Origin of the sequence: Campylobacter sp. CFSAN093241 (assembly GCF_012889595.1) — a bacterium.
Lineage (GTDB): Bacteria > Campylobacterota > Campylobacteria > Campylobacterales > Campylobacteraceae > Campylobacter_D > Campylobacter_D jejuni.
The window spans coordinates 798,293-823,482 of sequence record NZ_CP040612.1 but is presented as its reverse complement, the minus strand read 5'-3'; the positions used below and the strand labels follow the sequence as shown (position 1 = coordinate 823,482).

Here is a 25,190-nt window from a genome sequence, read left to right as displayed (position 1 = left end):
ACGAAATAAAATTATCAATTTTTTACATTATATTTTATGGATAAGTTTATTTCACTCAAAAGGTAAAATCATAAAAGTATGTAAAAATAGTAGCTTAATCTATATCAAAGTAGAATAATCTAGGTGTATATAAAAAAGTTTGAAAATTACAGTTTTCAATACAAAATTATAAATTTTACATATTTTTACCTTTTGTCATATCTTTTTATGATTGATATAAGATTTATTTAATAAAAATATTTCAATCTTTTTTCCTTGTATATAAAAACAAACTTTTTCCTAAAAAAGCTTTTTTTTACTAAGTTAATACTAAAATACCTTTTATAGTTAAAAAGCTAAAAATTTTAGATTTTAGGAAAAGTTTTTATGAAATACCCTTTAGATTGTGAAGAAAATTTTGAAAAATCATTCTTATTTTGGCTAGCAAAATATGTAAAATTTAAACTCAATTCGCTATCTAACAAAGAGTTAAAAAATCCACAAGCTTTAGCAGAAGTTAATTTTGCTCTTACAAAAGGTGTAAAAAACATTGATGAACTTGATGCTCTAGCAAAAAAAGCAAGAAATGCTGGTTTAAGTGGAGTTAATACTTATTTTAATCCTTTAAAAAAAGTGTTTGAATATTTAAATTTTTACAAGCTTTACTCTTTAAAACAGATTGATGAAGAACTTATTGTAGAAGTTTTAGCAAGTATAACAGGTGCTTTATCAGATGCAAGTAAAAAAAATTACCGTATTGCTGTGATTAATTTTTTTGATTTTTTAGACAAGCAAAACGAAGAAGATGAAAAAGCGCATATTTTCGATATCAATCTTAAAAACTGGGCAGGTATAGCGGGTTCTAAAGGGGTGAAATTACCTGAATTTATGAGTGAAGAAGAGCTTAAAAAATTTCTTGATGCTATTGAAAATGCAGATTTTAAAAACAATACCATACGCAATAAACTTATTATTAAAATCATCATTTTTACAGGCATACGGGTAAGCGAAGCTATCAATATCAAAATGGGTGATATTAGCGAAGAAAACGATCTTTATATCATAAGAATAAGAGCTAAAGGCAATAAATATCGTGTTGTAATGATAAAAAAAGAACTTATTTACGATTTGCTTAAAAATGTAAGTATTAATTATATGAGTAAAGACGCCCTACTTTTTGTCAATAAAAAAGGCACTCCACTGACTCAATCTTATGTCAGTCGCATAGTAGAACAGCTTTTATTTCGTGCAGGAATTCGCAAACAAAAAAATGGTGCTCATATGTTGCGTCATACTTTTGCCACCCTGCTTTATAAAAAGCAAAAAGATTTAGTTTTAGTTCAAGAAGCTTTAGGGCATGCGAGTTTAAATACCTCAAGAATTTACACTCATTTTGATAATGATAAATTAAAACTTGCCGCACAGGTTGCAAAGGAATTAAGTGACTCTTGAAAACTATGCTGTTTTTGGTAAATATTTTTACCATGATTTAAAACACACTTTAAAAGCCTTTAATCACAAAGAAAGTAAAAAGTGCTTTAAATTTATAGAAAAATATAAAAATGATTTTTATATTTTAATGCTTGCTGATTATGAGCTATATAGATATTTTCAAGATAAAAATTTCACAAGCAAAAAGGCTTATTTGTCTGTATTTGCTTTTAAAAAAAGAAAAAAATTTCAAAAAGAAGATATCGATGAAGAAAAATTTATTCCTGAATTTATAAATTTTTTAGATCAAGATAATTACAAAGAAAATTTCATCAAAGTTAAAGAGGCAATCTCCAAAGGAAGAGTTTATCAAATCAACCTCACTCAAAATTTTAAATTTCATAGCAAAATGGATTCTTTTGAACTTTTTAAACTTTTGCTTTCTAGACAAGATACTGAATTTAAAGCTTTTATAAAAGATGAAATAAGAGAAATTTTATCCTTTTCTCCTGAACTTTTTTTCAAAACCAAAAAAAGAAAAATATTTACAAAACCTATGAAAGGTACAATTAAGCGCGATAAAGATCCTATAAAAGATGAAGAAAATAAAATCTTCTTACAAAATGATACAAAAAATCTGAGTGAAAATGTTATGATTTGTGATCTTTTGCGTAACGATCTTTCAAAAATCATCACAAAAAAAAGCTTAAAAACAAAACTTTTTGAAATTCAAAGTTACCCTACTTTACATCAAATGACTTCAAGCGTACAAGGAAAACTTAAAAAAAATATTTCTTTACATCAAATTTTTAAAGCCCTCTTTCCTTGCGGTTCTATTACAGGTGCTCCAAAGCTTGAAAGTATTAAATTTATTGAAGAATTAGAACAAAGAGATCGTGGTATTTACTGCGGAATTATAGGTTTAATACGCAAAAATAAAAATAAATTTAGCGTAGCCATACGCACCTTAGAAAAACAAGATGAAATTTATACTTATAGCACGGGTAGCGGCTTGGTTTGGGACTCAAAATTTAAAGATGAATTTGAAGAATTAAAACTTAAAAGTGCAATCTTAAATCCTTGTGATTTTCATCTTTTTGAAACCATGTATTTTAAAAATTCTCAAATTTTATTTTTAAAAGAACATTTATTAAGGCTTATAAATTCAGCTCTTAAATTTAATTTTAACACTCACAAGCTCTTTAAAGATTTTTATAATGTTTTAAATCAAAAAAGTTCTTATAAAAAATATCAAAATTTTACACTTTTTAAACTCGATGAAAAAATTTTCCACAAAAAACACTCTTTATTTTATAATTTTCCCCTACCCTTTAAAAATCCACATAAAGAAGGAATTTTAAAGCTTATTTTATACAAAGACGGAAGATACGAATTTCAACAAAGTGCCTTAAAGCAAAATTCAAACGATATTTTGCTTTTAAGTGATGATAAAATTAACTCAAAAAGTGACAATCTCTATCACAAAAGCTCTTTGCGTACTTTTTATAATCAACACTCATACAAATGGCAGCAAAACTTGTGTTATGACATAGCTTTTTTTAACGAAAAAGATGAACTTTGCGAAGGCTCAAGAACCAATCTCATCTTAGAAAAAAACTCTCAATTTTATACTCCACAAATTCAAAGCGGTATGTTAAATGGAGTATATAGAAATTTCTTAATCAATCTTGGTTTGATAAAAGAAAAAGCATTATTTAAACAAGATTTATTTGAAGCAGAAAATATTTATTGTATTAATTCCGTGCGTGGTTTAAAAAAGGTAAAATTACAATGAAGAAAATTTTATTTATAGATAATTATGATTCTTTTAGTTATACCATCATCTATTATCTTAAAGAACTTGGTTTTGAATGTAAAGTGATAAAAAATGATGCCTTTAAAAAAGCTAAAGAATTAGAAAAATTTGATTTCACTCATCTTATCATCTCTCCTGGCCCTCATTCTCCTAAGGAATCTAAATTAAGCTTAAAAGCAATCAAATATTTTAAAAAAAATAAAAAAATTTTAGGTATATGTTTAGGACATCAGTGTATAGCTGAAATTTTTGGCGGTAGGGTTTCTAAAATGCAAAATCCCATGCATGGTAAAATTTCTAAACTTTATTTTAAAAAAGATCCTATTTTTAAGGGTATTAAAAAAGAAATTGAAATTTGCTTATATCATTCTTTACACATTAGTTCCATGCCTGAAAAATGCAAAATTTTAGCTCATAATTCAGAAAATATTATTATGGCAATTAAACATAAAAAATATCCTATTTATGGATTGCAATTTCACCCTGAAGCGGTTTTAACTCAAAAAGGCAAAAAAATACTTAAAAACTTTATGAAACTTTAGTCTTTTTTGCATTTAAAATATAAATATGAAAATCTAAAATAAAATATCCTTAAAATAATTATCATTAATATAAATTTATAAATAAAAAAACCGATAACAATATAAATTAATTTAAAAAGATTTAAGATGAAAATAGATACTTTGACAAAAAATTTTAGCAATTATCAAACACAAATAAACAAAAACAATGATTTGGCAAGTAATGTTCATAGTGACAATGTGGTTAAAATTCAAATTTCAGATGAAGCAAGAAGTTTAAGTCAAGCAAATTCAAAAAATGAAAAAGAATATGAAATCAAAGTAAGTCAAGAAAAAATAGAAAACCACAAAGACCAAAATTCCATTCAAAGTAGCAAAGGTGGCGGAAATCCCGCATTAGAGGCTTTAATAGCAAAATTAGCTGAAATTTTAGCTAAAATTGCAGAACTTACTCAAAAAATGACAAACGCTAACGAACAAATGAAAACGACATTTCAAAAACAAATTGATGTGCTAATATCTCAAGCAGATGTAATTCAAGCTCAAATTCAAGAACTCCAAAGCCAACAAGCTTGATTATATTTTTTCAAAAGTTTAAGAATGCTATAATGATGCATTTTTAAACTTTTTCAAGGAAAAATATGACTTATCTAGAAATCGAAGGCACAAATCATCTAAGCGGAAATGTTGCAATAAGCGGGGCAAAAAATGCCGCCCTACCCTTGATCGTTTCAAGCATACTTGCTAAAAACGAAGTAAAAATCAACAATGTTCCTAATGTTGCTGATATAAAAACTCTTATATCTTTGCTAGAAAATTTAGGAGCTAAAGTCAATTTTCAAAACAATAGTGCTTTATTAAACACAAACACTCTTAATCAAACCATAGCTAAATATGACATTGTGCGTAAAATGCGTGCTTCTATACTTACTCTAGGGCCTTTGCTTGCTCGTTTTGGGCATTGTGAAGTATCTTTGCCTGGTGGATGTGCCATAGGACAAAGACCTATTGATTTACATCTTTTAGCCTTAGAAAAAATGGGGGCAAATATACAAATTAAACAAGGCTATGTCGTAGCTAGTGGAAATTTAAAAGGCAATGAAATTCTTTTTGATAAAATCACGGTTACAGGTAGCGAAAACATCATCATGGCAGCAGCTTTAGCTAAAGGTAAAACCAAGCTCTTAAATGTTGCAAAAGAACCCGAAGTAGTTCAACTTTGCGAAGTTTTAAAAGACGCAGGACTTGAAATTAAAGGCATAGGTACAGATGAACTTGAAATTTATGGTAGCGATGGAGAACTTTTAGAATTTAAAGAATTTAGCGTTATACCTGATAGAATTGAGGCAGGAACTTATCTTTGTGCAGGGGCTATTACAAATTCTAAAATTACTTTAGATAAAGTTAACGCCACTCATCTTAGTGCAGTTTTAGCAAAACTTCATCAAATGGGTTTTGAAACTTTGATTGCAGAAGATAGTATCACCCTACTTCCTGCTAAAGAAATTAAACCTGTAGAAATCATGACAAGTGAATATCCAGGCTTTCCAACCGATATGCAAGCGCAGTTTATGGCACTAGCTTTAAAGGCTAATGGAACTAGCATTATCGATGAAAGACTATTTGAAAATCGCTTCATGCATGTAAGCGAACTCTTAAGAATGGGTGCAGATATTAAACTCAACGGTCATATTGCTACTATAGTAGGCGGAAAAGAACTTAACGCTGCTGATGTCATGGCTACAGATTTGCGTGCTTCTTCAGCCCTTATCTTAGCAGCTCTTGCAGCTAAAGGCACAAGCAAAGTCCATAGAATTTATCATCTTGATAGAGGTTATGAAAATTTAGAAGAAAAATTTAAAGGTTTAGGTGTTAAAATCACAAGGCTTGAAGAATGAAAAATATCTTTAAAACCTTAAAAGACTTAGAAAATCAAATTTCATGCTTAGATGAAAGTGAGCTTATTAGCCTTGAAAAAGCAAAGGATAGAATTTTAGCTAAAGATTTATACGCTAGAAAAAATTTACCTAGTTTTGACAATGCTGCTCTTGATGGCTATGCTTTTAATTATACTGATATCAATGAGGCTTTGGAGATTAAAGGGACTATTTTTGCAGGAGATAAAAATTTTTATACAGTTGCTAAGAATGAATGCTATAAAATCATGACAGGGGCTAAAATGCCCAAAAATGCTGATACTATCTTAATGTTAGAAGATGAGTATATAGAAGAAAATAAACTCATCATTAAAAAAGCCCCTAAACAATACAATGCCTATCGCTATAAAGGCGAAGAATTAAAAAAAGGTGAAATTTTACTTCAAAAAGGCACCAAACTTAATGATAAACATATCGCCCTGCTTGCTTCTCAAGGGCTTTATAAAATAGAAGTCATAAGAAAAATTCGCATAGGTATTTTTTCAAGTGGAAATGAGCTAAAAGAACCTTGGCAAGAATGCGATGAAGAAAGTATTTATAATGCTAATGCTTTGCCTTTACTAACCATGCTTCAAAATGCTTCTTATTTAGGTATTATCAAAGATAATTTTAAAAGCACTAAAGAGGCTTTAGAAAATACAAATTTTGATCTTTTAATCACTTCAGGAGGTGCAAGCGTTGGCGAGGCTGATTTTATGGAAAAAGCTTTAGATGAATTAGGCTTTACTCCGCTTTTTAAAGGACTAAAAGCACGCCCTGCAAGACCTACTAAGCTTTATAGAAAGGGTGAGAATTTCGTATTGATTTTACCAGGAAATCCCATGGCGGCCTATCTTTCTTGTTTTATTTTTGCTAAAAAAATTATTGCTTTATTAAGTGGAAACCTAGACAATCCTTTAACATTTTATGGCAAAATGGGTATGGATTTAAAGCTTAAAAGCGGAAGAAATAATCTCATCTTAGGAAATTTAGAAAAAGATATTTTTACACCATTTAATGAAAATAAATTTGGATCTGGTATGATACTTCCACTTATTAAAAGTGAATTTTTACTTATAAGTGAAGAAAATATAAGCAAATTAAAAAAAGGTGATGAAATCACGCTTTTAAAAATATAATGTTTGTGTTTTTCACAAACATTAGCTTAATTTATCCTCATCATCATGATCATGGATATATTGTTCATCATTTTCCAAGGTATCAACAAAACGCCCTATCCTTTCCCAGCGAACATTTTTATCTTTATCCCAAGAGAAATATACAAACCAAGGTTTACCTACTATCAACCTATAAGGAACAGAACCCCAAAAACGACTATCATAAGAATAATCGCGATTATCACCCATCATGAAATACTCATTTTCAGGCACATCAAAAACATAAGCATTTCCGCCGCTAAAACCTATATGATTTCCAAGTTCTTTAATATAAGTTGGAGACATAGCAAAATCACCTATGCTAAGAAAGCGTAAAATATCGCTTTCTATATCTTTTTTTGGATCATAATGAATACCTTTTTGTTTATAAGGTTCTTTTACATAAATTTGCCCTCCAAGAGTAACAAGATCATTCGGATAATGTTCTTTCATAAATTCATCACCCTCATGCATTCTTACATAAAGTGTTTTATTTGCATAAACTATCCTATCTCCTCCTGTGCCTACACAACGCTTTACAAAGTGTTCTTTTTCATTTCTAGGATTTCTAAAAACAACTATATCTCCTCTTTGTGACCCTTGTGCTTTTATCAAATGCCCATCTTTATTGAAATCTGGCAAAACAGGAATTTCCAACCAAGGAATATGAGGAGTTGGGATACCATAGCTAAATTTTTTAACAAATAAAAAATCCCCTACCAATAAGGTGTTTTTCATAGAACCAGAAGGAATAACAAAAGCTTGTATAAAGAAAAAAATCACCAAAAGAACAATAACTACAGTTCCAGTCCAAGACTGTGAAAATTTATATAATTTCTTTAAAATTTCCATAGATTTTCCCTAATTAAGTCTATTTTTAGCAGATTTAACTGTGTTTTCTAAAAGCATGGCTATAGTCATAGGACCTACTCCACCTGGAACAGGAGTTATATAACTAGATTTTTTAGATACCTCTTCAAAATCTACATCTCCTACTATCTTTCCACTTTCAAGACGATTGATTCCAACATCAATAACAATCACTCCTTCTTTTACCATATCCGATCGAAGTAAATTCACACAACCTGCTGCTACTATAATCAAATCAGCTTGCCTAGTATAAAGGCTCAAATCTTTGGTTTTAATATGACAAACGCTTACTGTAGCTCCAGCGTTTAAAAGCATAGTAGCCATAGGACGACCTACTATATTTGAAGCACCTATAATAACAGCGTCTTTTCCTTCTAAATCAATTTCATAAGCCTTCAAAAGCTTCATAACTCCAAGTGGAGTACAAGGCAAAAACCCACTTTCTAAGCCTAAATTTAAATATCCTACATTAATAGGATGAAAGCCATCAACATCTTTACTACTTATAATGCTTTCAAGTATTAAATCTTTACAAATATGATCAGGTAAGGGAAGTTGAACCAAAATTCCATGAACACTATCATCGTGATTTAAGGTATTAATCAATGCCAAAAGTTCATTTTGTGTAGTATTTTCATTAAGATGATAAACTAAAGATTTAATTCCACATTCTTCACAGGCTTTAGCCTTAGATTTTACATAAGTTTGACTTGCAGGATCATCTCCAACCAAGATAACAGCTAAACAGCTTTCAATCCCTTTGCTTTTCAAAAATTGATTTTTTTCTTTTAATTCTTCTTTGATTTTTGCGCTTAAAGCTTTACCATCAAGCAAAGTCATTATTTTCCTTCTATAAATTTAATCACTTTTTTAAAGTAAAAATTGTATCATATTAAAACTTCATTAACAAGGTGAAACTTTGAAAATTGTCTTAATGTTTTTTTTATTTAGTATCAGTCTTTTTGGTGCTGATTTTATCACTCTTAAAGAATACTCTAAAATGCTTTATGAAAATCCAAGGGGCATTAGTTGTAAAGAATGTCATGGAGCAAATGGAAGCGAACAAATTTTAGGATATTATATGAAAAATGGTATTAAAACAGCTTATAAAGTTCCAAGTATACAAAATCTTAGTTTTGAGAATTTTAAAAATTCTCTTAATCAGAGTAAAGACGCAAAATCAATCATGCCAAATTACTCTTTAACAAATGATGAAATTGTAACTTTATATAATTACATCAAGCAATTTAGCAAGGAAGAAAAATGACAAACAAAAAAGCTTTTAAAGAAGCGTGTAAATTCATCGCAGGTGGTGTAAATTCTCCAGTTCGTGCTTTTGCAAATGTTCAAAGTGAGCCAAAATTTATTTCTCATGGAAAAGGTGCTTATATTTTCGATATAGATGGAAATTCTTATATAGACTATGTTCAAAGCTGGGGGCCTTTACTTTTTGGACATTGCGATAAAGATATACAAAAAGCTTGTCAAAAAGCACTTCATAAAGGTTCAAGTTTTGGAGCTCCAACTTTATTAGAAACTGAACTTGCCAAGCTTGTTTTATCTGATTTTCCTCATTTAGAAAAGATCCGCTTTGTAAGCAGTGGAACAGAAGCAACCATGAGTGCTATTCGTCTTGCCCGTGGTTTTACTAAAAAAGATAAAATTTTAAAATTTGAAGGATGTTATCACGGGCATTCTGATTCATTATTAGTGAGTGCAGGAAGTGGTGCTGCTACTTTTAACTCTCCTAGTTCTTTGGGTGTTTTAGAAGATGTAGCTAAACACACTTTAGTAGCTAAATATAATGATATAAATAGCGTTAAAGAGCTTTTTGAAAAAAATAAAGATATTGCATGTGTTATCATTGAGCCTATTGCTGGAAATATGGGGTTAGTTCCAGCTAAACAAGATTTTTTAGAAGAACTTGCTAAGATCTGTAAAAACAATCAAACTCTGCTGATTTTTGATGAAGTAATGAGTGGATATAGAGCATCTTACCTTGGTTCCTATGGAATCAATCATATCCAAGCAGATATAATTACTTTTGGTAAGGTAATAGGAGGCGGTCTACCTGCAGCAGCATTTGCTTCTAGAGCTGAAATTATGGATATTTTAAGTCCTTTGGGTGGAGTTTATCAAGCAGGAACTTTAAGTGGAAATCCTTTAGCAATGGCTGCAGGTATAGCAAGTCTTACAAAAGCCAAAAAGAAAACCAAGCTTTATGATAAACTTGGAAAATTAGCAAAAAAACTTACCCAAGGAATGAAAAAATTAGCAGATGAAAAAGGACTTCCACTGCAAGTTTGTCATGTAGGTTCTATGTTTGGATACTTTTTCACCAAAGATCCTGTATCAAACTACCAAGATGCATTAAAATCCGATCTAGCATTATTTTCAAAATTTCACAAAAATATGCTTGAAAATGGAATTTATTTAGCACCTTCTCAATTTGAAACAGGCTTTATATGTTCAAAAATGGATGATAAAATTATAGATACAACACTAGAGGCTGTTAGGGAAAGCTTTAAAAGAATATGAGCAATATTTTAAAAGAAGAAAAAAATCACTTAGAAAATTCCAATAGCAAAAGACAAAAAATCATTCGCAAAACTCTTGAAGCTGCGGATGGTTTAAGTCTTGGTATCTCTATGGTTGTTGCTGTATTTATAGGTGTGGGAATAGGATATTTGCTTAAAAAATTTACTCCTTATCCTTGGCTTTTTTGGCTTGGAGTTTTTTGGGGGATCAGTGCTGCTATACTTAATGTTTACAAAGCTTATAAAGTTCAAGTAAAAAGCTATGAAGAATTTAAAGAAAGAGATGAGTTGATCAAAGAAAAAATTCAAAAAGAAAAGAACAAATAATGGAACATAAAAAAGCTCTATTTTGTATTTTTGCCATTATTCATTTATTTTTTTGGATCATATTTTCATCGTTAAATCATTTTAAATTAGATACATTTTTAAGCTATGAAATAGCTTTTTTTAGTGTTTTATTGATTATTTTTGCTTCTTATTTAAATTATAAAAAAGTCATTATAAAAAAATCAAAAAATTATGAAAAAGATTTTAATTTCATTTCATCACTTTTTATCAAAAAAAAACAAAATTTATCAAAAATTATTCATTTTAAAGTTCTAAAAGACGATTTAAAGCCAAATGTTAAAGAGAAAATCCATTTTTTTGCTATGTTTTTTACTCTCTTTAAATTGATGGCTTATGTAATATTGGTTGCTGGATTTTTATTTTTACATCGCCAAGATAAATTAGATATCTTTGCTTATATTTGTGGAATTTCATCCTTGCTAGTTTGTGTGTTTATTTTTATTTTATATATAAAAAAGTATGAGTCCAAAAAAAATTATTAAATCAATGACAGCACTTTTTGCTGGTATGGCATTTTTATTTGCAGGTAATGCCTTGATAGTAAGCTCTATAGGTGTTATATTAAAAGAAAACGGAGAAAGTTCTTTAGCTGTTGGAGTAGTAAGTTCTTGTTTTTTTGTAGGCGCTCTTATTGGAACCATCGGTACTCATAAAATTATTTCTCGTATAGGTCATATACGCTCTTTTGGGCTATTTGGTGCTATTTTTGGAATTTCAGCTATGCTTCATACAGTAAGCGAAAATCTTATTTTTTGGGCTGTTTTAAGATTTTTCATAGGAATTTGCTACTATGGACTTTTAATGGTCATAGAATCATGGCTTAATGAAAAAAGCAAAAATGCCATTCGATCTAGAATTTTAGGTTTTTATGAAATTGTTTTTTATCTTGCGTTTGGTATTGGAGTTTTAATCATAGCGTTAAATTTAAGCAAACATAGTGTATTTATCCTCAGTGCAACTTTAATTTTACTTTCATCTTTACCTTTAAATCTAATTAAAATCAAAGAACCTGTTTTACCCGCATCAAGTCCTATTTCTATACCTAAAATTTTTGATATAGCTCCTTTAGCTATCGTCACAAGCTTTATAGCCGGAATGCTTATAAATGGCTTTTTTTCTATGGCATCTTTATTTATACTTTTGCAAGGTTTTGATACAAAAGCGGTTTCTTATTTTATATTTTGTGGGGTTTTAGGTGGTTTTATTGCACAAACCATCATAGGAACTATTTCAGACAAACTTGGTCGCAAATTTGCCATTATCACTTGTGCAAGTATAGGATTTATCACTATGCTTATATTTATCTTTTTTAAACTTCATTTATATATGCAATATTTTTTAGGAATTACTCTTGGTATAGGAATATTTTGCTTATATGCTTTAGCACTTGCTAGAGCAAATGATGTTTTAGTAAGCAAAAATAAAGGTGTAGAGTTAGGTCGTGGGGTTCTTTTTTGTTATTCTTTGGGCTCTTTGTTTGGCCCTTTAATTTTAGGTTTTTTAATGCAATATTTTGAAATCAAAGGTTTTATATGGTTTTATATAGTTTCTTTAGCATTTTTAATTCTTTTTGCTATCAATAAACCAAATATTTTAAATAAAAAATTTAAGAAAAAGCCTGGAAATATGGTGATATTTGATGATTAATACTCAACTAGCAAGTCAAATTGCCAATACGCAAAAAAATGATTTAAAAGTAGATAACTCTGCTTCAAAAGATAAAACAAATTTAAAAGACAATCCAAAAGAAGCACTTGCACAAGCTTTAAAGCAAAATTTAGGTTTAAGCAAGGACGCTAGTAGTGAGGAAATACTAGCAAAATTTGTTCAAAATGAAACAGGTACCAAATTAAAAGAACTTGTTAATAAACTTTTAGATCAAATCAATGCTCAAAAAAATCCCGATTCCCCTGTACTTAAACAAGGAAAAAATTTAAATTTAGCTCCTAATTTTGCTAATGAATTAAAAATCTTAAGTACAGAACTTGCAAAAAGTGATACTTTTACACAAGTTTTAGACAGATTAAATCAAATTTTAAAACCTGCCAGTGAAATAAAAAACAATAACTTAGCTCCTTTGTTTAAAAATTCAGGCGTATTTTTAGAAGCTAAATTAAAAGATGCCCTAAACGAAGAATTACTACCCAAAAGTTTTCACTCTCTTTTAAGTACAATCAAAGGTCTTAGTAGCGAAAAACTAAGCGTTCAGATAGCCCAGCTTGCAAATACAAATTTAAGCCCAAAAGACACTTTAAAAGAATTAAAAAATATTATTAATTCTAGCAAAAATGAAAATAAGCAAATTTTAAATCAAAGTTCTTTTAAAGCACTTTTAAATTTAAGTTCTAAATTGGAAAATTTTAAAAATTATATAAGTAAAAATCCCAGTCATGCTCAAGAAAAAATCACCCCTATAGCTAATAAAATTTTAAAAGAATTAAATTCCATCAAAAATGATTTTTTCAAAGCTCTTAATAAGCCAGAAAATTTAATGATAAAAGATCCAAACATCCTTAAGCAAACTGCTACCGCCTTTGAAAAACTTGAAAATACTTTAAAAAATATACTAGGCAATCAAGCTTCTAAAATACAAGATAAAGAAAATATTTTAGAAAATCTTTTAAGTAACAAAGAAAATATGAAAGAAGAAAAACTTAATCATAACACAAAAAACCAAGATGAAGAAAAACATATAAAAGCATCAAAAGAAGATGAAAATTTAGATTCTGGTATAAAAACCCATGAAGAAGATACCCAAGATACAAAAAATGATATTCAAAATAATGAAACAGAAAATAAGCCAGACAATGATATAAAAAATTCTACTCCAAACCAAGAAAAAATTAAAGATGAAAAACAAGAAAAATCAAAAGAAAATATCAAAGAAAATCCAAAATTTTATGAAACAAAAACAGAAAACAAAACTTCAATCAATACAAATACCAACACTTCAAATCCTAATACAAACAATACGCAAAATTTAAATAATACTCAAAATATTCAATCTAACAATAACCAAACTATGCAAAATATTTTTAAAAATCAGGAATTTATAAAACAAAATATTGTAAAAAATTTAGCATTTAATGTAGAAAATTTAGATCTAGAACAAGTGCAAGATTTAAGTAAAAATTTAAGCAATCTTTCTCGTAGACTTAATGAAAGCTTAAAAGAACTTGAACCCTATACTCAAAATGCCAAGCTTAATCAAGCAGAACTTAAAAATCTCGAACACAAACTCAATCTTTCTACCAAAGATCTAGCGCAAATTAAACCAAAAACAGAACAAGATATAGCTGAATCTTTACATCATGATGTAAAATCAACACTTTTGCAAATTTCAAATTTAGCTAAAAATGAAGGCAATGAAGCTGTATACAATCAAGCTAATCGTCTTTTAGCGCAAATTGAAATCAATCAGCTTATGTCTTTAGCTAATGATTCTATCAATACTTATCTGCCTTTTTCTTGGGATGATTTAAATGATTCTAAAATTATGTTTAGACGCGGAAAAAAGGACAAATTTTTTGCTCAGATTAAACTCGAATTTGCAAAACTTGGGGATTTAGAAATTCTTATTTCTTTAAATAATGAAAAATATATAGATATTAATATTATGGCAGAAAATATTGAATTTAGAAAAACCATCTATGAAAATGCCCATGAGCTTAAAAGAAATATCAATAAAGCAGGACTTTTAAGTGCAAATTTCTTTGTAGGTGATATCATAAGAAGTAAATTTGATACTAGAAATATGAAAAATTTAGATCTTGAAATGGGTATGGATAAAAAAGTATGAGCAAAATCAAAAGATCGATTAAAAAAGCTGTAGCTCTAGGCTATCAAAAAGAAAAAAACTCTGCACCAAAAGTGCTTGCAAGTGGCAAAGGAGAAAGTGCTGCTAAAATTATTTCTTTAGCCAAGGAACACGGAGTTCCTATTAAAGAAGATGAAGATTTAATAGAAATTTTAAGCAAGCTTGACTTAGGTGATGAAATTCCACCTAATATGTATAAAGCTGTAGCTGAAGTTTTTGCCTTTATCTATCAAATGGCAAATAAAACTCCTAAAAACTAATCCGCTATTTTTTCTCCAAATTTAATACCCTGCCCTGCTTTTAAATTAAAATTTAAAATCCCTTTTTGAGAGATTAAAACTATAGTAGAACCTAGCTCAAAATTTCCTAGTTCTTCGCCTTTTTTGAAATTTAAATTTTCATATTTTCTAGTAAAATTATGAGAAATTTTAGCATTGGTTTGTATGCTTGCATCAAAATTAAAACGCATTTTTCCTACATTTTGCGCTCCTACAAAAACAAGCCAAAAAATACCTTTTTCATTTTGACATTTCAAGCTCACTCTTTCATTTTTTACATATAAATTACTAATGCGTTCTAAATGTTTTTCATTTACGCTATAAAGCACTCCACTTGTGTAAGTTGCACTTAAAATTTGCATATCACAAGGGCTGTGATAACGATGATAATCTTTTGGAGAAAGATAAATATTGACATAATCAAGCCCATTTTTAAGTTCATCTTTTTCAAAGCTATCTTTTAAAAGCTCCTCAACGCTATAAGTATGCCCTTTTATAGAAAAAGCAAAATGTTCTTCATTTGCCAAAAAAGTACTTCCACACTCTAAAATTTTACCATCACTTGGACTGATAAAACCTTCTTCAAGTTTTCTTGGAATTTGCAAAATTCTTGTAAAAAGAGCATTTAAACTCTCATATTCACAAGGAGCTTTAAATTCACTCATATCGATATTAAAATACTTAACATAATTTTCATTAATAACTTTTTGTATCATTTTAGGAAATTTAATCCCCGCTACAAAACCAAAAAGCCTCGAACTTTCTTTTGAAAAACTCATTTTTTTCCTTTTAAATTTAAAATCACTATTTCACTCGGAGCAAAAACTCTAAGACTTGGCCCCCAAAATCCTGCGCCACTACTCACATAAAGCTTAGTTTTTTCTCCTAAATCATAAAGCCCATGAACAAAACCTTGCTGAAGTTTAACTAAAAACATAAAAGGGAAAATTTGCCCTCCATGTGTATGCCCACTTAAAACAAGATCAAAATCACTTAAATCATAAAGCAAAGCTGTTTTAGGTTGATGTGTGAGTAAAATACTAGCTTTACTTGTATTTAAATCCACTTTTATTCTTGCTAAATCAGGAGCATATAAACCCCTATCAAGTCCGGCTAAATCTCCAAGTCCAGCAATATCTATAAAACCCAAATCTAAATTTTGATTGACTAAAATTTTCATATTAGTATGTTTTCTAAGTAAATCCAAAACTTCATTGATACCATGATAATACTCATGATTTCCCAAAGCATAAAAAGTTCCGTAAGTGGAGTTAAAATCATTAAGTTTTGAGATGTAATTTTTTAAATCTTTAGGATTAGTATCAATCAGATCCCCTACTATTACAACCATATCAGGACTTTGCAAATTCACTTTAGTGATGAGCTTGTCTAAAAAATTTTCATGCAAATTTTTACCTAAATGTATATCAGTAAGCATGACAATTTTTAAATCTTTTTTAAGATTTGGTATTTCAACATCAACACTCTTTACTTCAGGTGTTTTTAGAGCATTATTTATACTTGCATAAATTAAAAACACACTTAAAACTATAAGAGAAAGTTCAAAAATCAAACGCAAAATAAGATTATATGTTTTATCTCTTTTACCCATAAGAGCTAAAATCAATTTAACAAAATCCCAAGCTAAAGTCATAAAAAACAAACAATAAGTCGGCGCATAAAACATGGCTAAAATTTCATACCAAGTATCACTTAAATATTCATCTCTACGAAATATTAAAAACACAGCTTGAGCTAAAAAAAGCACAATAAAAATAAAGGAAAAAATTTTATAAAAATACTTAAAAAGAGTAATTTTCTTGATTAATCTTTTATAAATATAAACATTTGCTAAGCCAAAAATCAATAATACAATGAAAGAAAAAATTAAAAATATCATAAAAGTATTATAACCAAGTAAAATTAAATATCCGTATAAATTTTTCTGTTATAATAAGCTTTTAAATAATTTTAAAGGCTATAAGATGTACCGTTTTGCACCTTCTCCCACAGGTGATATGCACATAGGAAATTTACGCGCAGCAATTTTTAATTATATCTGTGCAAGACAAAAAAATATGGATTTTATCTTACGTATTGAAGATACTGATAAGGCTAGAAATATAGCAGGAAAAGAAGAAGAAATCAAAGAAATTTTAAATCTTTTTAGTATTTCATGGCAGCATTACTATATACAAAGTGAAAATTTAAAATTCCATCGCCAAATGGCTTTAAAACTTGTAAGCGAAAAAAAAGCTTTTGCTTGTTTTTGCACCGAAGAAGAACTTGAAGCAAAAAAAGAGCTGGCTAAAAAACAAGGTAAAGCTTATCGCTACGATGGCACTTGTGAAAAACTAGCCGATATTGATGTTTTAGAATGTGAAAAACCCTTTGTTATCCGTCTTAAAAAACCTACTCATACTATGAAATTTACTGATTTTATCAAAGGCGAGCTTAGTTTTGAGCCTGAAAACATAGATTCTTTTGTGATTATGAGAACGGATAAAACTCCAACTTATAATTTTGCTTGTGCGGTTGATGATATGCTTGAAAATGTCACTTGTATTATACGCGGAGAAGATCATGTTTCAAACACTCCAAAACAAGAACATATCCGCGCAAGCTTAGGTTATAATAAAGCCATGACTTATGCACACTTGCCTATCATTTTAAACGAAGAAGGTGTTAAAATGAGTAAAAGAGAAGCACATTCTTCTGTAAAATGGCTACTTGAAAGTGGAATTTTACCTAGCGCAATCGCAAATTATCTGATCATGCTAGGCAATAAAACTCCTTGTGAAATTTTTACCTTAGAAGAGGCTATAAAATGGTTTGATATTTCTAAAGTTTCAAAAGCTCCCGCAAGATTTGATCTTAAAAAACTCTTACAAATCAATCGTGAACATATCAAAATGATCAAAGATGATGAGCTTAATAAAATTTTAGATTTAAACAAAGATCTTGCACAACTTGCTAAATTTTACACTCAAGAAACAAGCACTATAAAAGAACTTAAAGAAAAAATGCAAGCTATTTTTAACGCAAAAGATTTTGGCGAGTTTGAAACAGAATATAAAATTTTAAAAGAACTCTTAAAAGATATTGAACTTTTTGAAAATTATGAAGATTTTAAAAATGAACTTTTAAATAAAAGCAACTTAAAAGGTAAAAAATTTTTCATGCCTTTAAGGATAATTTTAACAGGAAATATCCACGGACCTGAGCTTAGCGATCTTTATCCTTATATTAAAAATTTTATTCACGAATTAGCAAGGATTTAACTATGGTTATAGACTCTTTTATTATTTCTATTTTTCAAGTACTTCAAATTGTCATTAACATTTATACTTGGATTATTATCATCACAGCACTTTTAAGCTGGGTAAACCCTGATCCTTATAATCCCATAGTGCAAATTTTATATAAATTAAGTTATCCTGCTTACACCTTAGTTAGAAAAATTCCAACACGCATTGGCAATATTGATCTTGCACCTTTGATTATAGTCTTAGCATTGCAGTTTCTTGACATTTTTCTTGGGAATATCTTAAGGAGTATATTGTGATAAAAAAAATACTCGTTTTTTTATTTATTTTTTCAAGTTTAAATGCTACACAATATAGCATAGAAAAACTCAAAAAGGAAGAAAATTCACTTGCTAAGGATTATTATATTTATAGGCTTTTAGAAAAAAATAAAATCAGTAAAAAAGATGCACAGGATTTAAATTCTCATATTTTTCGCTATATAGGAAAAATTAAATCCGAACTTGAAAAAATCATCCCTTTAAAGCCTTATATCAACCCAAAATATGCTAAATGCTATACCTATACAGCGAATACTATCTTAGATGCAAATTTAACTTGTCAAAGTGTGCGCTTAAATTCATTAGTTTTTATAGCGAGTCTAAATTCCAAAGACCGAACTACTTTAGCTCAAACCTTTAAAAATCAAAGACCTGATTTGACAAATTTATTGCTAGCTTTTAATACTTCTGATCCTATGAGCTATATAGTACAAAAAGAAGATATTAATGGTTTTTTTAAACTTTATAATTATTCTAAAAAATACGACTTAGATTTAAATACAAGTTTAGTCAATAAACTACCAAACCACATTGGTTTTAAAGATTTTGCACAAAATATTATTATTAAAAAAGAAAATCCAAAATTTAGATATTCTATGCTAGAAATAAATCCTGAAAATGTAAGTGAAGATTCTGCTTTCTATTTAGGAGTCAATGCCTTAACTTATGATAAAACAGAGCTTGCTTATGACTTTTTTAAAAAGGCGGCACAAAGTTTTAAATCGCAAAGTAATAAAGACAATGCTATATTTTGGATGTGGTTGATTAAAAACAATGAAGAAGATTTAAAAACTTTATCGCAAAGTTCTTCTTTAAATATTTATAGTCTTTACGCAAAAGAACTTACCAACACACCTTTTCCAAAGATAGAAAGCCTTAATCCAAGCAAGAAAAAAAATAATTTTAATATGCAAGATCCTTTTGCTTGGCAAAAAATAAACAAACAAATTCGCGATGCTAACGCAAGTCAACTAGATGTCTTGGCAAAAGAATTTGACACACAAGAAACCTTGCCTATTTATGCTTACATATTAGAACGCAAAAATAATTTTAAAAAACATTATTTTATAATGCCTTATTATGACAATATAAAAGACTATAACAAAACAAGACAAGCTTTAATTTTGGCTATTGCCAGACAAGAAAGTCGTTTTATTCCAACTGCTATTTCAGTTTCTTATGCTTTAGGCATGATGCAATTTATGCCATTTTTGGCCAATCACATAGGGGAAAAAGAATTAAAAATTCCAAATTTCGATCAAGATTTTATGTTTAAACCTGAAATAGCATATTACTTTGGAAACTATCATCTAAATTACCTTGAATCACGTTTAAAATCTCCACTTTTTGTCGCTTATGCTTATAATGGCGGTATAGGATTTACTAACCGTATGCTTGCAAGAAATGATATGTTTAAGACAGGCAAATTTGAACCTTTCTTGTCTATGGAACTAGTTCCTTATCAAGAAAGCCGAATTTACGGAAAAAAAGTTCTAGCTAATTATATTGTGTATCGACATCTTCTGAGCGATAGTATAAAGATTTCGGATATTTTTGAAAATTTAATTCAAAACAAGGCAAATGATCTAAACAAATCTTAGCTACAAGCCTAGTCTCTTCCTTGACACTAGGAAGAGATACTTTAAAATAATCAGTATAGTTGTTTTGTATTATATATTTTAAATACTCATCATCCAATTTTTCAATATTGGCTTTTTTATTATTGATAAAAACTTCTAAATTTTGAATTTTTAATGTATTTGGAGTAAAAGACAAGGCCAATACATCATCTTTACTTGTCTTGTCTAGAATTGGGTTTAAATAAGACATAGTTATAATGGCATTAATCTTATCTTGTGTGATTTTGTATTTTTGAGTAAACATTAAAGTTTGAGATTTTAAATTTGTATCCACAATCGCCTGATCTTTTAAAGAACAAGCTCCAAGCAAAAAAGCACCTAAAATTACACTATAAATTTTCATTCTTTTTCCATATTTTTTAGTATTATTGTAGCCTTTTAACCCTATTTTTTGGTTTAAAAAGATATAATTTTGCAAAAAAATTAAGAGTATATTTTATGAAACAACTTATTATAGCTTTTAGCGGGCCTTCAAATTCAGGAAAAACTACACTCATAACCAAAATAGCTGATAATTTTTTGCAACAAAATTTAAAAGTTTTAATCATTAAACATGATCCTGCCGATAAAGCTCAATTTGATTTTAACGGTAAAGATAGTTTTAAATTTTTTCAAAGTGGAGCTGAAGTCATGGTTTTAAGCCCTGCAAGAACAACTTTTTTTTCTCATGAAAATAGAGATATTTTAAAAGCTTTAAAATTAAGCCCTGATTTTGACATTTGTTTGGTTGAAGGATTAAAAACTCTTGATTTACCACGCATTAGCGTATTTTGCAAAGAAATTGATGAAAGTTATTTTATTTTTTCAAACGCCATTGCAAGCTATGAAAAAATTTCTCACCCTTATCTTACTTGGCTTGATTTAAACGATATACAAGCTATTTGCCAATACATACTTAAAAATGCTAAAAATTTACAAGGAGAATTATAAAATGCAAGAAGTGATTTCTTATATACAAAAAGCGGTTTTAGAAATTTCTAACGCTTTAAAATTTCCCGATACAAGCTACAGTCAAAATCAAAATTTTACAGGCGATACCCAACTCAAATTTGATGTTTTAAGCGATGAAATCATCACAAAAACTCTAAGTCAATGTTCAAGCATTAAAGCCATCATAAGTGAAGAAAAAGACGAAATTTTAACGCTTAACGAGAGGGCAAATTTTATCGTAGCTTATGATCCTTTAGATGGTTCTAGCTTAATGGATGTTAATTTTGCCATAGGTTCTATTTTTGCTATCTATGAAGAAAAAGCAAATGCTAAAAATTTAAGAGCTGCACTTTATAGTATGTATGGAGCGCGCTTAGAACTTGTGATTTGCAAAGATCAGCCAAAACTTTATCGCTTAAATGCAAATAATGAATTTATTTTTATAAAAGATCTTAAAATGAATGAAAAAGGCAAGATTAATGCTACAGGCGGGACGCAAAAATTTTGGGAAGAAAAACACGCTAAATTTATCAAAAGTCTTTTTGATGAAGGATATCGCTTAAGATATTCTGGAGCCATGGTAAGCGATATCAATCAAATTTTATTAAAAGGGGGTGGGATTTTTAGTTATCCTGCAACACAAGATGCACCTAATGGTAAACTTCGCGCCTTTTTTGAAGTCTTTCCTCTAGCCTTTATCATAGAAAAAGCAGGCGGAAAAACTACAAATGGAAAAAACCGCTCTTTACTTGAACTTGAATTTGATAAAATCCATGCGACAACTCCTTGTTTTTTTGGCTCAGAATATGAAATTTCAAAACTTTTAAAGGCTTACAATGAATGAAGTTAGAGATGAATTTGAGCAAGATATGGATAAAAAAAAAGAAATTTTACTTTCATGTCAAAACTCAAAAAACCTAAACTCTTGTTATAATTGCGATGAAATTTTTAACTGCCAAACTAGAAAAAATTATGTTGATGCAGTCTATAACAGTATGTCTAAGGGTAAAACCGAAGGCGGATTTGACTTTTAAAGGAAAAAAATGCGTTATATTACAACACCAATTTATTATGTAAATGATATACCTCATTTAGGTCATGCTTATACTACCATCATAGCCGATACTTTAGCAAGATTTTATCGTTTGCAAGGACATGAAACAAGATTTCTAACAGGAACAGATGAGCATGGACAAAAAATCGAAGAAGCTGCCAAACTAAGAAATTCCACTCCTCAAGAATACGCTGATAAAATCAGTTTTGAATTTAAAAAATTATGGGATGAATTTGAAATCACCTATGATATTTACGCAAGAACAACTGATACAAGGCATATTGAATTTGTTAAAGCTATGTTTTTAAAAATGTGGCAAAAAGGTGATATTTATAAAGATGAATACGAAGGACACTATTGTATTTCTTGTGAAAGCTTTTTTACTCAAAGTCAGCTTATTAACGATTGTTCTTGCCCAGATTGTGGCAAACAAACTAGAATTTTAAAAGAAGAAAGCTATTTTTTCAAACTTTCAAAATATCAAGATAAAATTTTACAATGGTATGAAGAAAAAGATCCTATCTTGCCAAAAAACAAAAAAAACGAACTTATAAATTTTGTCCAAAACGGCCTTAAAGATCTTTCCATTACAAGAACAAGTTTTGATTGGGGGATTAAACTGCCTCAAGAAATTAATGATGATAAACATATTATTTATGTATGGCTTGATGCACTTTTTATCTATGTAAGCTCACTTGACTTTCAAAACAAGGGAGAAAATGCTAAATTTTGGCCTGCGCATGTGCATTTAGTAGGAAAAGATATCTTGCGTTTTCATGCCATTTATTGGCCAGCTTTTTTAATGAGCGTGGATTTGCCTTTGCCAAAATTTATAGGTGCACATGGCTGGTGGACTAAAGAAGGTGAAAAAATGAGCAAATCTAAAGGCAATGTTGTAAAACCTAAAGAAGTAGTTGATGCCTATGGAAGTGAAGCTTTTAGATATTTCTTGCTTAGAGAAGTGCCTTTTGGTAACGATGGGGATTTTAGCGAAAATATGCTGATAAATCGTATCAATGCAGAGCTTAGCAATGAATTTGGAAATTTACTTAATCGCATTATAGGTATGAGTACAAAATATTCTCAAGGAAATATTTCAAAAGAAGGTGTTTTAAAATTTTACAATGCCGAACTAAATCAAGCAAAAGAACACTTAAATTTAGCGGTAGAATTTTTAGAAAACTTACAGTGTAATCGTTATTTAGAAGAACTTTTTAAAGCCTTAAGTGTGGCAAATTTAGCCATTAGTAAATACGAACCTTGGAATTTAATCAAAGAAAACAAACACGAACAAGCTAATGCTTTAATTGCACTTTGTGCAAATATTTTAGCCAAAACAAGCCTTTTATTAAGCCCTACTCTACCAAAGTCCTCTCAAAAGGTGGCCTTAGCTTTAAATTTTGAAATTTCGTCTGCAAATTACACAAAAATGATACTTGATAATGAACTTTTAGATTTTAAAGCAAATCCTTGCGAAGCTTTATTTCCAAAAGTAGAAAAAGCTCTTTTAAAACAAGAAATTAAAGAAGAACCTAAAAAAGAAGAAAGTCCTAAAATAAAAATCGATGATTTTGCAAAAATTGAAATCAAAGTTGCTAAGGTACTTGATTGTCAAAATATAGAAGGGAGTGAAAAACTTTTAAAATTTCAACTCGAACTTGACGATAAAGAAATCCGTCAAGTACTCTCAGGCATAGCAAAATACTATAAGGCCAGTGATTTAATCGGTAAACAAGTTTGCGTTATAAGCAATCTTAAAAAAGCTAAAATTTTTGGACATGAAAGCGATGGTATGATACTTTCTGCAAAAAGCGGAGATAAACTTGTTTTAATCACCCCTGAACAACTTGTGCAAAACGGCTCTTTAGTGGGTTAAAATATGCAAATTAGCAATTTAGGCGAACTGTTAAACGCAACACTCATTCATGAAGGTAGCGTTTTAAGCGTGGAAGGTTTTGCCATAAATTTAAACGAACTTAAAGCAGGCTTTGCCTTCTTTAATAACGATAAAAAAGAAATTACCCAAGCTGTAAAAAAAGGTGCTTATGCTATAATTACAGAAAATGACATTACTATTGAAGATAAAGATATTTTTTACTTTAGAGTAGAAAATCTAGAACAAGCTCTTGTAAGATTTTTACGCTTTTTTTGTGAAGATAAAGAATGTGAATTTTTGCTTTTTAAATCTTACGAACTAAGTCTTTGCAAGGCTTTTTATTTTAACATTTTAAAAGGAAATATTTTTGCTGATTTTGAAAAACTAATCAAAGCAAAAAAGGGTGAAATTTTTTGCTACTGTGAAGAAAATTACTTAAATAAACTTTGTGCCTATTCTCATAGTCTAAAAGATGCTAATTTTACCTTATTATCGCGATCTAGCTTCTTTTTTACAACTTTGATTTGTGAAAATTTATATTTTAAAAATCTTAATTTGCCTTTTTTTTACGCAAATAGTTTTGCAAAAATTATTTCTTTTTTAAAAGAAAAAAATCAAAAAATAATATTTGACTTTAATAAGATTGATGATTTTAAAATTTATTTTATTGATGATAAATTTGAAATCACTCCTTTTGGTTCAAGCTCTCAAGCGTTTATTGTAAGCAACAACCAAAATACCTTTGAATTCTGGAAAGAAAAATTTAAAAACATAAAAGACTTTAAAATTGCTTCTAAAAATTCTTTATTTTGCGATTTTTCCTATAATCAGCTTTCAGATTTAAGAAAATTAAAAAATTTTAAATATTGTTTAATTCTTGAAAATTATGATATTTTTGAACAAGAATTTGAAAACAAAGAAAATCAAACCCCAAGCTTATTTTAAATTCACTCCTTCATTTTCAAGCAAAAATCTTTTTATTTCAAGCCCTCCATTATATCCTCCTATGCCATTGCTTGCAATAACTCTATGACAAGGTATAAAAATAGGAATTTGATTTTTAGAATTTGCATTTCCAACAGCTCTAAAAGCTTTTGGATGATTAATTTTTTCTGCTATATCTTTATAGGTAGCTATTTTGCCATAAGGAATTTCCATTAAAGCCTTATAAACCTTTGATTCAAAATCCGTACCTTGTATCAAAACAGGAATGCTAAATTTTCTAAGCTTATGAGTAAAATATAAATCAAGTTCATATTTTGCTAAGTCAAGCAAACTACAATTTTTTTCTGATCTTTTATTATCACAAAAATCGACTCTAGTTAAAAATTTTCCATCACTATGTAAAGATAGGTAACATAAAGGCATTTTATAATAAACTTTAAACATTTTTTATCCTTCAAAGAGCTACAATTATAATAAAAAATATTTAAG

The 25,190-nt window shown here is 29.0% G+C and carries 27 protein-coding genes; 21 read left to right on the top strand and 6 right to left on the bottom strand.

Translation table 11 applies throughout. From position 1 onward, the window contains the following. Nucleotides 1-366 precede the first annotated feature (366 nt). The 6 genes from FBE96_RS04230 to FBE96_RS04205 all read left to right on the top strand — a co-directional run bounded on the left by FBE96_RS04230 (nt 367) and on the right by FBE96_RS04205 (nt 6,802). Nucleotides 367-1,431, top strand: coding sequence for a tyrosine-type recombinase/integrase (locus tag FBE96_RS04230; RefSeq protein WP_002860519.1), 1,065 nt, complete (start codon nt 367-369; stop codon nt 1,429-1,431). Then, entirely contained in the window at nt 1,421-3,205 is a 1,785-nt protein-coding gene (locus FBE96_RS04225) for a bifunctional anthranilate synthase component I family protein/aminotransferase class IV (protein ID WP_002906004.1), read from the top strand. The genes FBE96_RS04230 and FBE96_RS04225 overlap by 11 nt, the downstream gene beginning before the upstream one ends. After that, complete coding sequence (locus FBE96_RS04220; protein ID WP_002852589.1) at nt 3,202-3,768, top strand: aminodeoxychorismate/anthranilate synthase component II; 567 nt, start codon at nt 3,202-3,204, stop codon at nt 3,766-3,768. Before FBE96_RS04225 ends, FBE96_RS04220 begins: the two co-directional genes overlap by 4 nt. Before the next feature lie 126 nt (nt 3,769-3,894). Continuing rightward, nucleotides 3,895-4,323: a flagellum-secreted nonflagellar protein FspA2 gene (fspA2, locus tag FBE96_RS04215; protein WP_002858761.1), complete on the top strand. Its 429-nt coding sequence runs from the start codon at nt 3,895-3,897 to the stop codon at nt 4,321-4,323. A gap of 65 nt (nt 4,324-4,388) precedes the next feature. Next, nucleotides 4,389-5,645, top strand: a complete 1,257-nt coding sequence (murA, locus tag FBE96_RS04210) for a UDP-N-acetylglucosamine 1-carboxyvinyltransferase (RefSeq protein ID WP_002906006.1) — start codon at nt 4,389-4,391, stop codon at nt 5,643-5,645. After that, a complete protein-coding gene (locus FBE96_RS04205) occupies nt 5,642-6,802 on the top strand; it encodes a molybdopterin molybdotransferase MoeA (RefSeq protein WP_002906009.1) in 1,161 nt (386 codons plus the stop codon). The genes murA and FBE96_RS04205 overlap by 4 nt, the downstream gene beginning before the upstream one ends. 21 nt (nt 6,803-6,823) lie before the next feature. On the opposite strand, the gene lepB is transcribed toward FBE96_RS04205, so the two are convergent. Then, on the bottom strand, nt 6,824-7,672 hold the full coding sequence (gene lepB, locus FBE96_RS04200) for a signal peptidase I (RefSeq protein ID WP_002867474.1): 849 nt from the start codon (nt 7,670-7,672) through the stop codon (nt 6,824-6,826). A 9-nt stretch (nt 7,673-7,681) separates the two neighbouring features. Continuing rightward, nucleotides 7,682-8,530 (bottom strand): bifunctional methylenetetrahydrofolate dehydrogenase/methenyltetrahydrofolate cyclohydrolase FolD, encoded by an 849-nt coding sequence (folD, locus tag FBE96_RS04195; protein ID WP_002867475.1) that lies wholly within the window; start codon nt 8,528-8,530, stop codon nt 7,682-7,684. A 79-nt stretch (nt 8,531-8,609) separates the two neighbouring features. On the opposite strand from folD, the gene FBE96_RS04190 reads away from it, so the two are divergent. The 7 genes from FBE96_RS04190 to FBE96_RS04160 are packed head-to-tail and all read left to right on the top strand — an operon-like array spanning nt 8,610 to nt 14,652. Further along, the gene (locus tag FBE96_RS04190; protein WP_002858771.1) at nt 8,610-8,957 is read left to right on the top strand and encodes a c-type cytochrome; all 348 of its coding nucleotides are present in this window, start codon (nt 8,610-8,612) and stop codon (nt 8,955-8,957) included. Then, a complete protein-coding gene (gene hemL, locus FBE96_RS04185; RefSeq protein WP_002860511.1) occupies nt 8,954-10,228 on the top strand; it encodes a glutamate-1-semialdehyde 2,1-aminomutase in 1,275 nt (424 codons plus the stop codon). The genes FBE96_RS04190 and hemL overlap by 4 nt, the downstream gene beginning before the upstream one ends. Continuing rightward, nucleotides 10,225-10,554: an AtpZ/AtpI family protein gene (locus tag FBE96_RS04180; protein WP_002852414.1), complete on the top strand. Its 330-nt coding sequence runs from the start codon at nt 10,225-10,227 to the stop codon at nt 10,552-10,554. The genes hemL and FBE96_RS04180 overlap by 4 nt, the downstream gene beginning before the upstream one ends. Next, on the top strand, nt 10,554-11,057 hold the full coding sequence (locus FBE96_RS04175) for a membrane protein (protein WP_002860510.1): 504 nt from the start codon (nt 10,554-10,556) through the stop codon (nt 11,055-11,057). The genes FBE96_RS04180 and FBE96_RS04175 overlap by 1 nt, the downstream gene beginning before the upstream one ends. Beyond that, on the top strand, nt 11,035-12,222 hold the full coding sequence (locus tag FBE96_RS04170) for an MFS transporter (protein WP_002906015.1): 1,188 nt from the start codon (nt 11,035-11,037) through the stop codon (nt 12,220-12,222). Before FBE96_RS04175 ends, FBE96_RS04170 begins: the two co-directional genes overlap by 23 nt. Next, a complete protein-coding gene (locus tag FBE96_RS04165) occupies nt 12,215-14,374 on the top strand; it encodes a flagellar hook-length control protein FliK (RefSeq protein WP_002871821.1) in 2,160 nt (719 codons plus the stop codon). Before FBE96_RS04170 ends, FBE96_RS04165 begins: the two co-directional genes overlap by 8 nt. Then, nucleotides 14,371-14,652, top strand: coding sequence for a FlhB-like flagellar biosynthesis protein (locus FBE96_RS04160; protein WP_002852641.1), 282 nt, complete (start codon nt 14,371-14,373; stop codon nt 14,650-14,652). The genes FBE96_RS04165 and FBE96_RS04160 overlap by 4 nt, the downstream gene beginning before the upstream one ends. On the opposite strand, the gene FBE96_RS04155 is transcribed toward FBE96_RS04160, so the two are convergent. Both FBE96_RS04155 and FBE96_RS04150 read right to left on the bottom strand, forming a co-directional pair. Beyond that, nucleotides 14,649-15,449 (bottom strand): phosphatidylserine decarboxylase, encoded by an 801-nt coding sequence (locus FBE96_RS04155; RefSeq protein WP_002906018.1) that lies wholly within the window; start codon nt 15,447-15,449, stop codon nt 14,649-14,651. The genes FBE96_RS04160 and FBE96_RS04155 overlap by 4 nt on opposite strands. Then, nucleotides 15,446-16,570: a metallophosphoesterase gene (locus FBE96_RS04150; RefSeq protein ID WP_002871823.1), complete on the bottom strand. Its 1,125-nt coding sequence runs from the start codon at nt 16,568-16,570 to the stop codon at nt 15,446-15,448. Before FBE96_RS04150 ends, FBE96_RS04155 begins: the two co-directional genes overlap by 4 nt. 85 nt (nt 16,571-16,655) lie before the next feature. Here FBE96_RS04150 and gltX point away from each other — a divergent pair, with 85 nt between their 5' ends. Genes gltX through FBE96_RS04135 form a run of 3 tightly spaced genes read left to right on the top strand, consistent with a single transcriptional unit; the run spans nt 16,656 to nt 19,857 of the window. After that, complete coding sequence (gene gltX / locus FBE96_RS04145; RefSeq protein WP_002871824.1) at nt 16,656-17,951, top strand: glutamate--tRNA ligase; 1,296 nt, start codon at nt 16,656-16,658, stop codon at nt 17,949-17,951. Between the two features lie 2 nt (nt 17,952-17,953). Then, on the top strand, nt 17,954-18,235 hold the full coding sequence (locus tag FBE96_RS04140; protein ID WP_002871825.1) for a YggT family protein: 282 nt from the start codon (nt 17,954-17,956) through the stop codon (nt 18,233-18,235). Next, entirely contained in the window at nt 18,232-19,857 is a 1,626-nt protein-coding gene (locus tag FBE96_RS04135) for a lytic transglycosylase domain-containing protein (protein ID WP_002899557.1), read from the top strand. Before FBE96_RS04140 ends, FBE96_RS04135 begins: the two co-directional genes overlap by 4 nt. Here FBE96_RS04135 and FBE96_RS04130 read toward each other — a convergent pair. Next, nucleotides 19,754-20,239 carry a hypothetical protein gene (locus tag FBE96_RS04130; RefSeq protein WP_002873511.1) on the bottom strand — a complete coding sequence of 162 codons (486 nt, stop codon included), beginning with the start codon at nt 20,237-20,239 and terminating at the stop codon, nt 19,754-19,756. The two genes, FBE96_RS04135 and FBE96_RS04130, sit on opposite strands and share 104 nt — an antisense overlap. A 95-nt stretch (nt 20,240-20,334) precedes the next feature. On the opposite strand from FBE96_RS04130, the gene mobB reads away from it, so the two are divergent. The 5 genes from mobB to FBE96_RS04105 are packed head-to-tail and all read left to right on the top strand — an operon-like array spanning nt 20,335 to nt 24,701. After that, the gene (mobB, locus tag FBE96_RS04125; protein ID WP_002899555.1) at nt 20,335-20,826 is read left to right on the top strand and encodes a molybdopterin-guanine dinucleotide biosynthesis protein B; all 492 of its coding nucleotides are present in this window, start codon (nt 20,335-20,337) and stop codon (nt 20,824-20,826) included. A gap of 1 nt (nt 20,827) precedes the next feature. Beyond that, a complete protein-coding gene (locus FBE96_RS04120; protein WP_002899553.1) occupies nt 20,828-21,670 on the top strand; it encodes a class 1 fructose-bisphosphatase in 843 nt (280 codons plus the stop codon). Next, nucleotides 21,663-21,860 (top strand): hypothetical protein, encoded by a 198-nt coding sequence (locus FBE96_RS04115; RefSeq protein WP_002797008.1) that lies wholly within the window; start codon nt 21,663-21,665, stop codon nt 21,858-21,860. The genes FBE96_RS04120 and FBE96_RS04115 overlap by 8 nt, the downstream gene beginning before the upstream one ends. A gap of 9 nt (nt 21,861-21,869) precedes the next feature. Beyond that, the gene (gene metG / locus FBE96_RS04110; RefSeq protein ID WP_002899551.1) at nt 21,870-23,756 is read left to right on the top strand and encodes a methionine--tRNA ligase; all 1,887 of its coding nucleotides are present in this window, start codon (nt 21,870-21,872) and stop codon (nt 23,754-23,756) included. Between the two features lie 3 nt (nt 23,757-23,759). Then, nucleotides 23,760-24,701 (top strand): hypothetical protein, encoded by a 942-nt coding sequence (locus FBE96_RS04105; RefSeq protein WP_002867484.1) that lies wholly within the window; start codon nt 23,760-23,762, stop codon nt 24,699-24,701. Here the strand turns inward: FBE96_RS04105 and FBE96_RS04100 are convergent. Further along, nucleotides 24,693-25,145, bottom strand: a complete 453-nt coding sequence (locus tag FBE96_RS04100; RefSeq protein ID WP_002852552.1) for a methylated-DNA--[protein]-cysteine S-methyltransferase — start codon at nt 25,143-25,145, stop codon at nt 24,693-24,695. The genes FBE96_RS04105 and FBE96_RS04100 overlap by 9 nt on opposite strands. Nucleotides 25,146-25,190 lie beyond the last annotated feature (45 nt).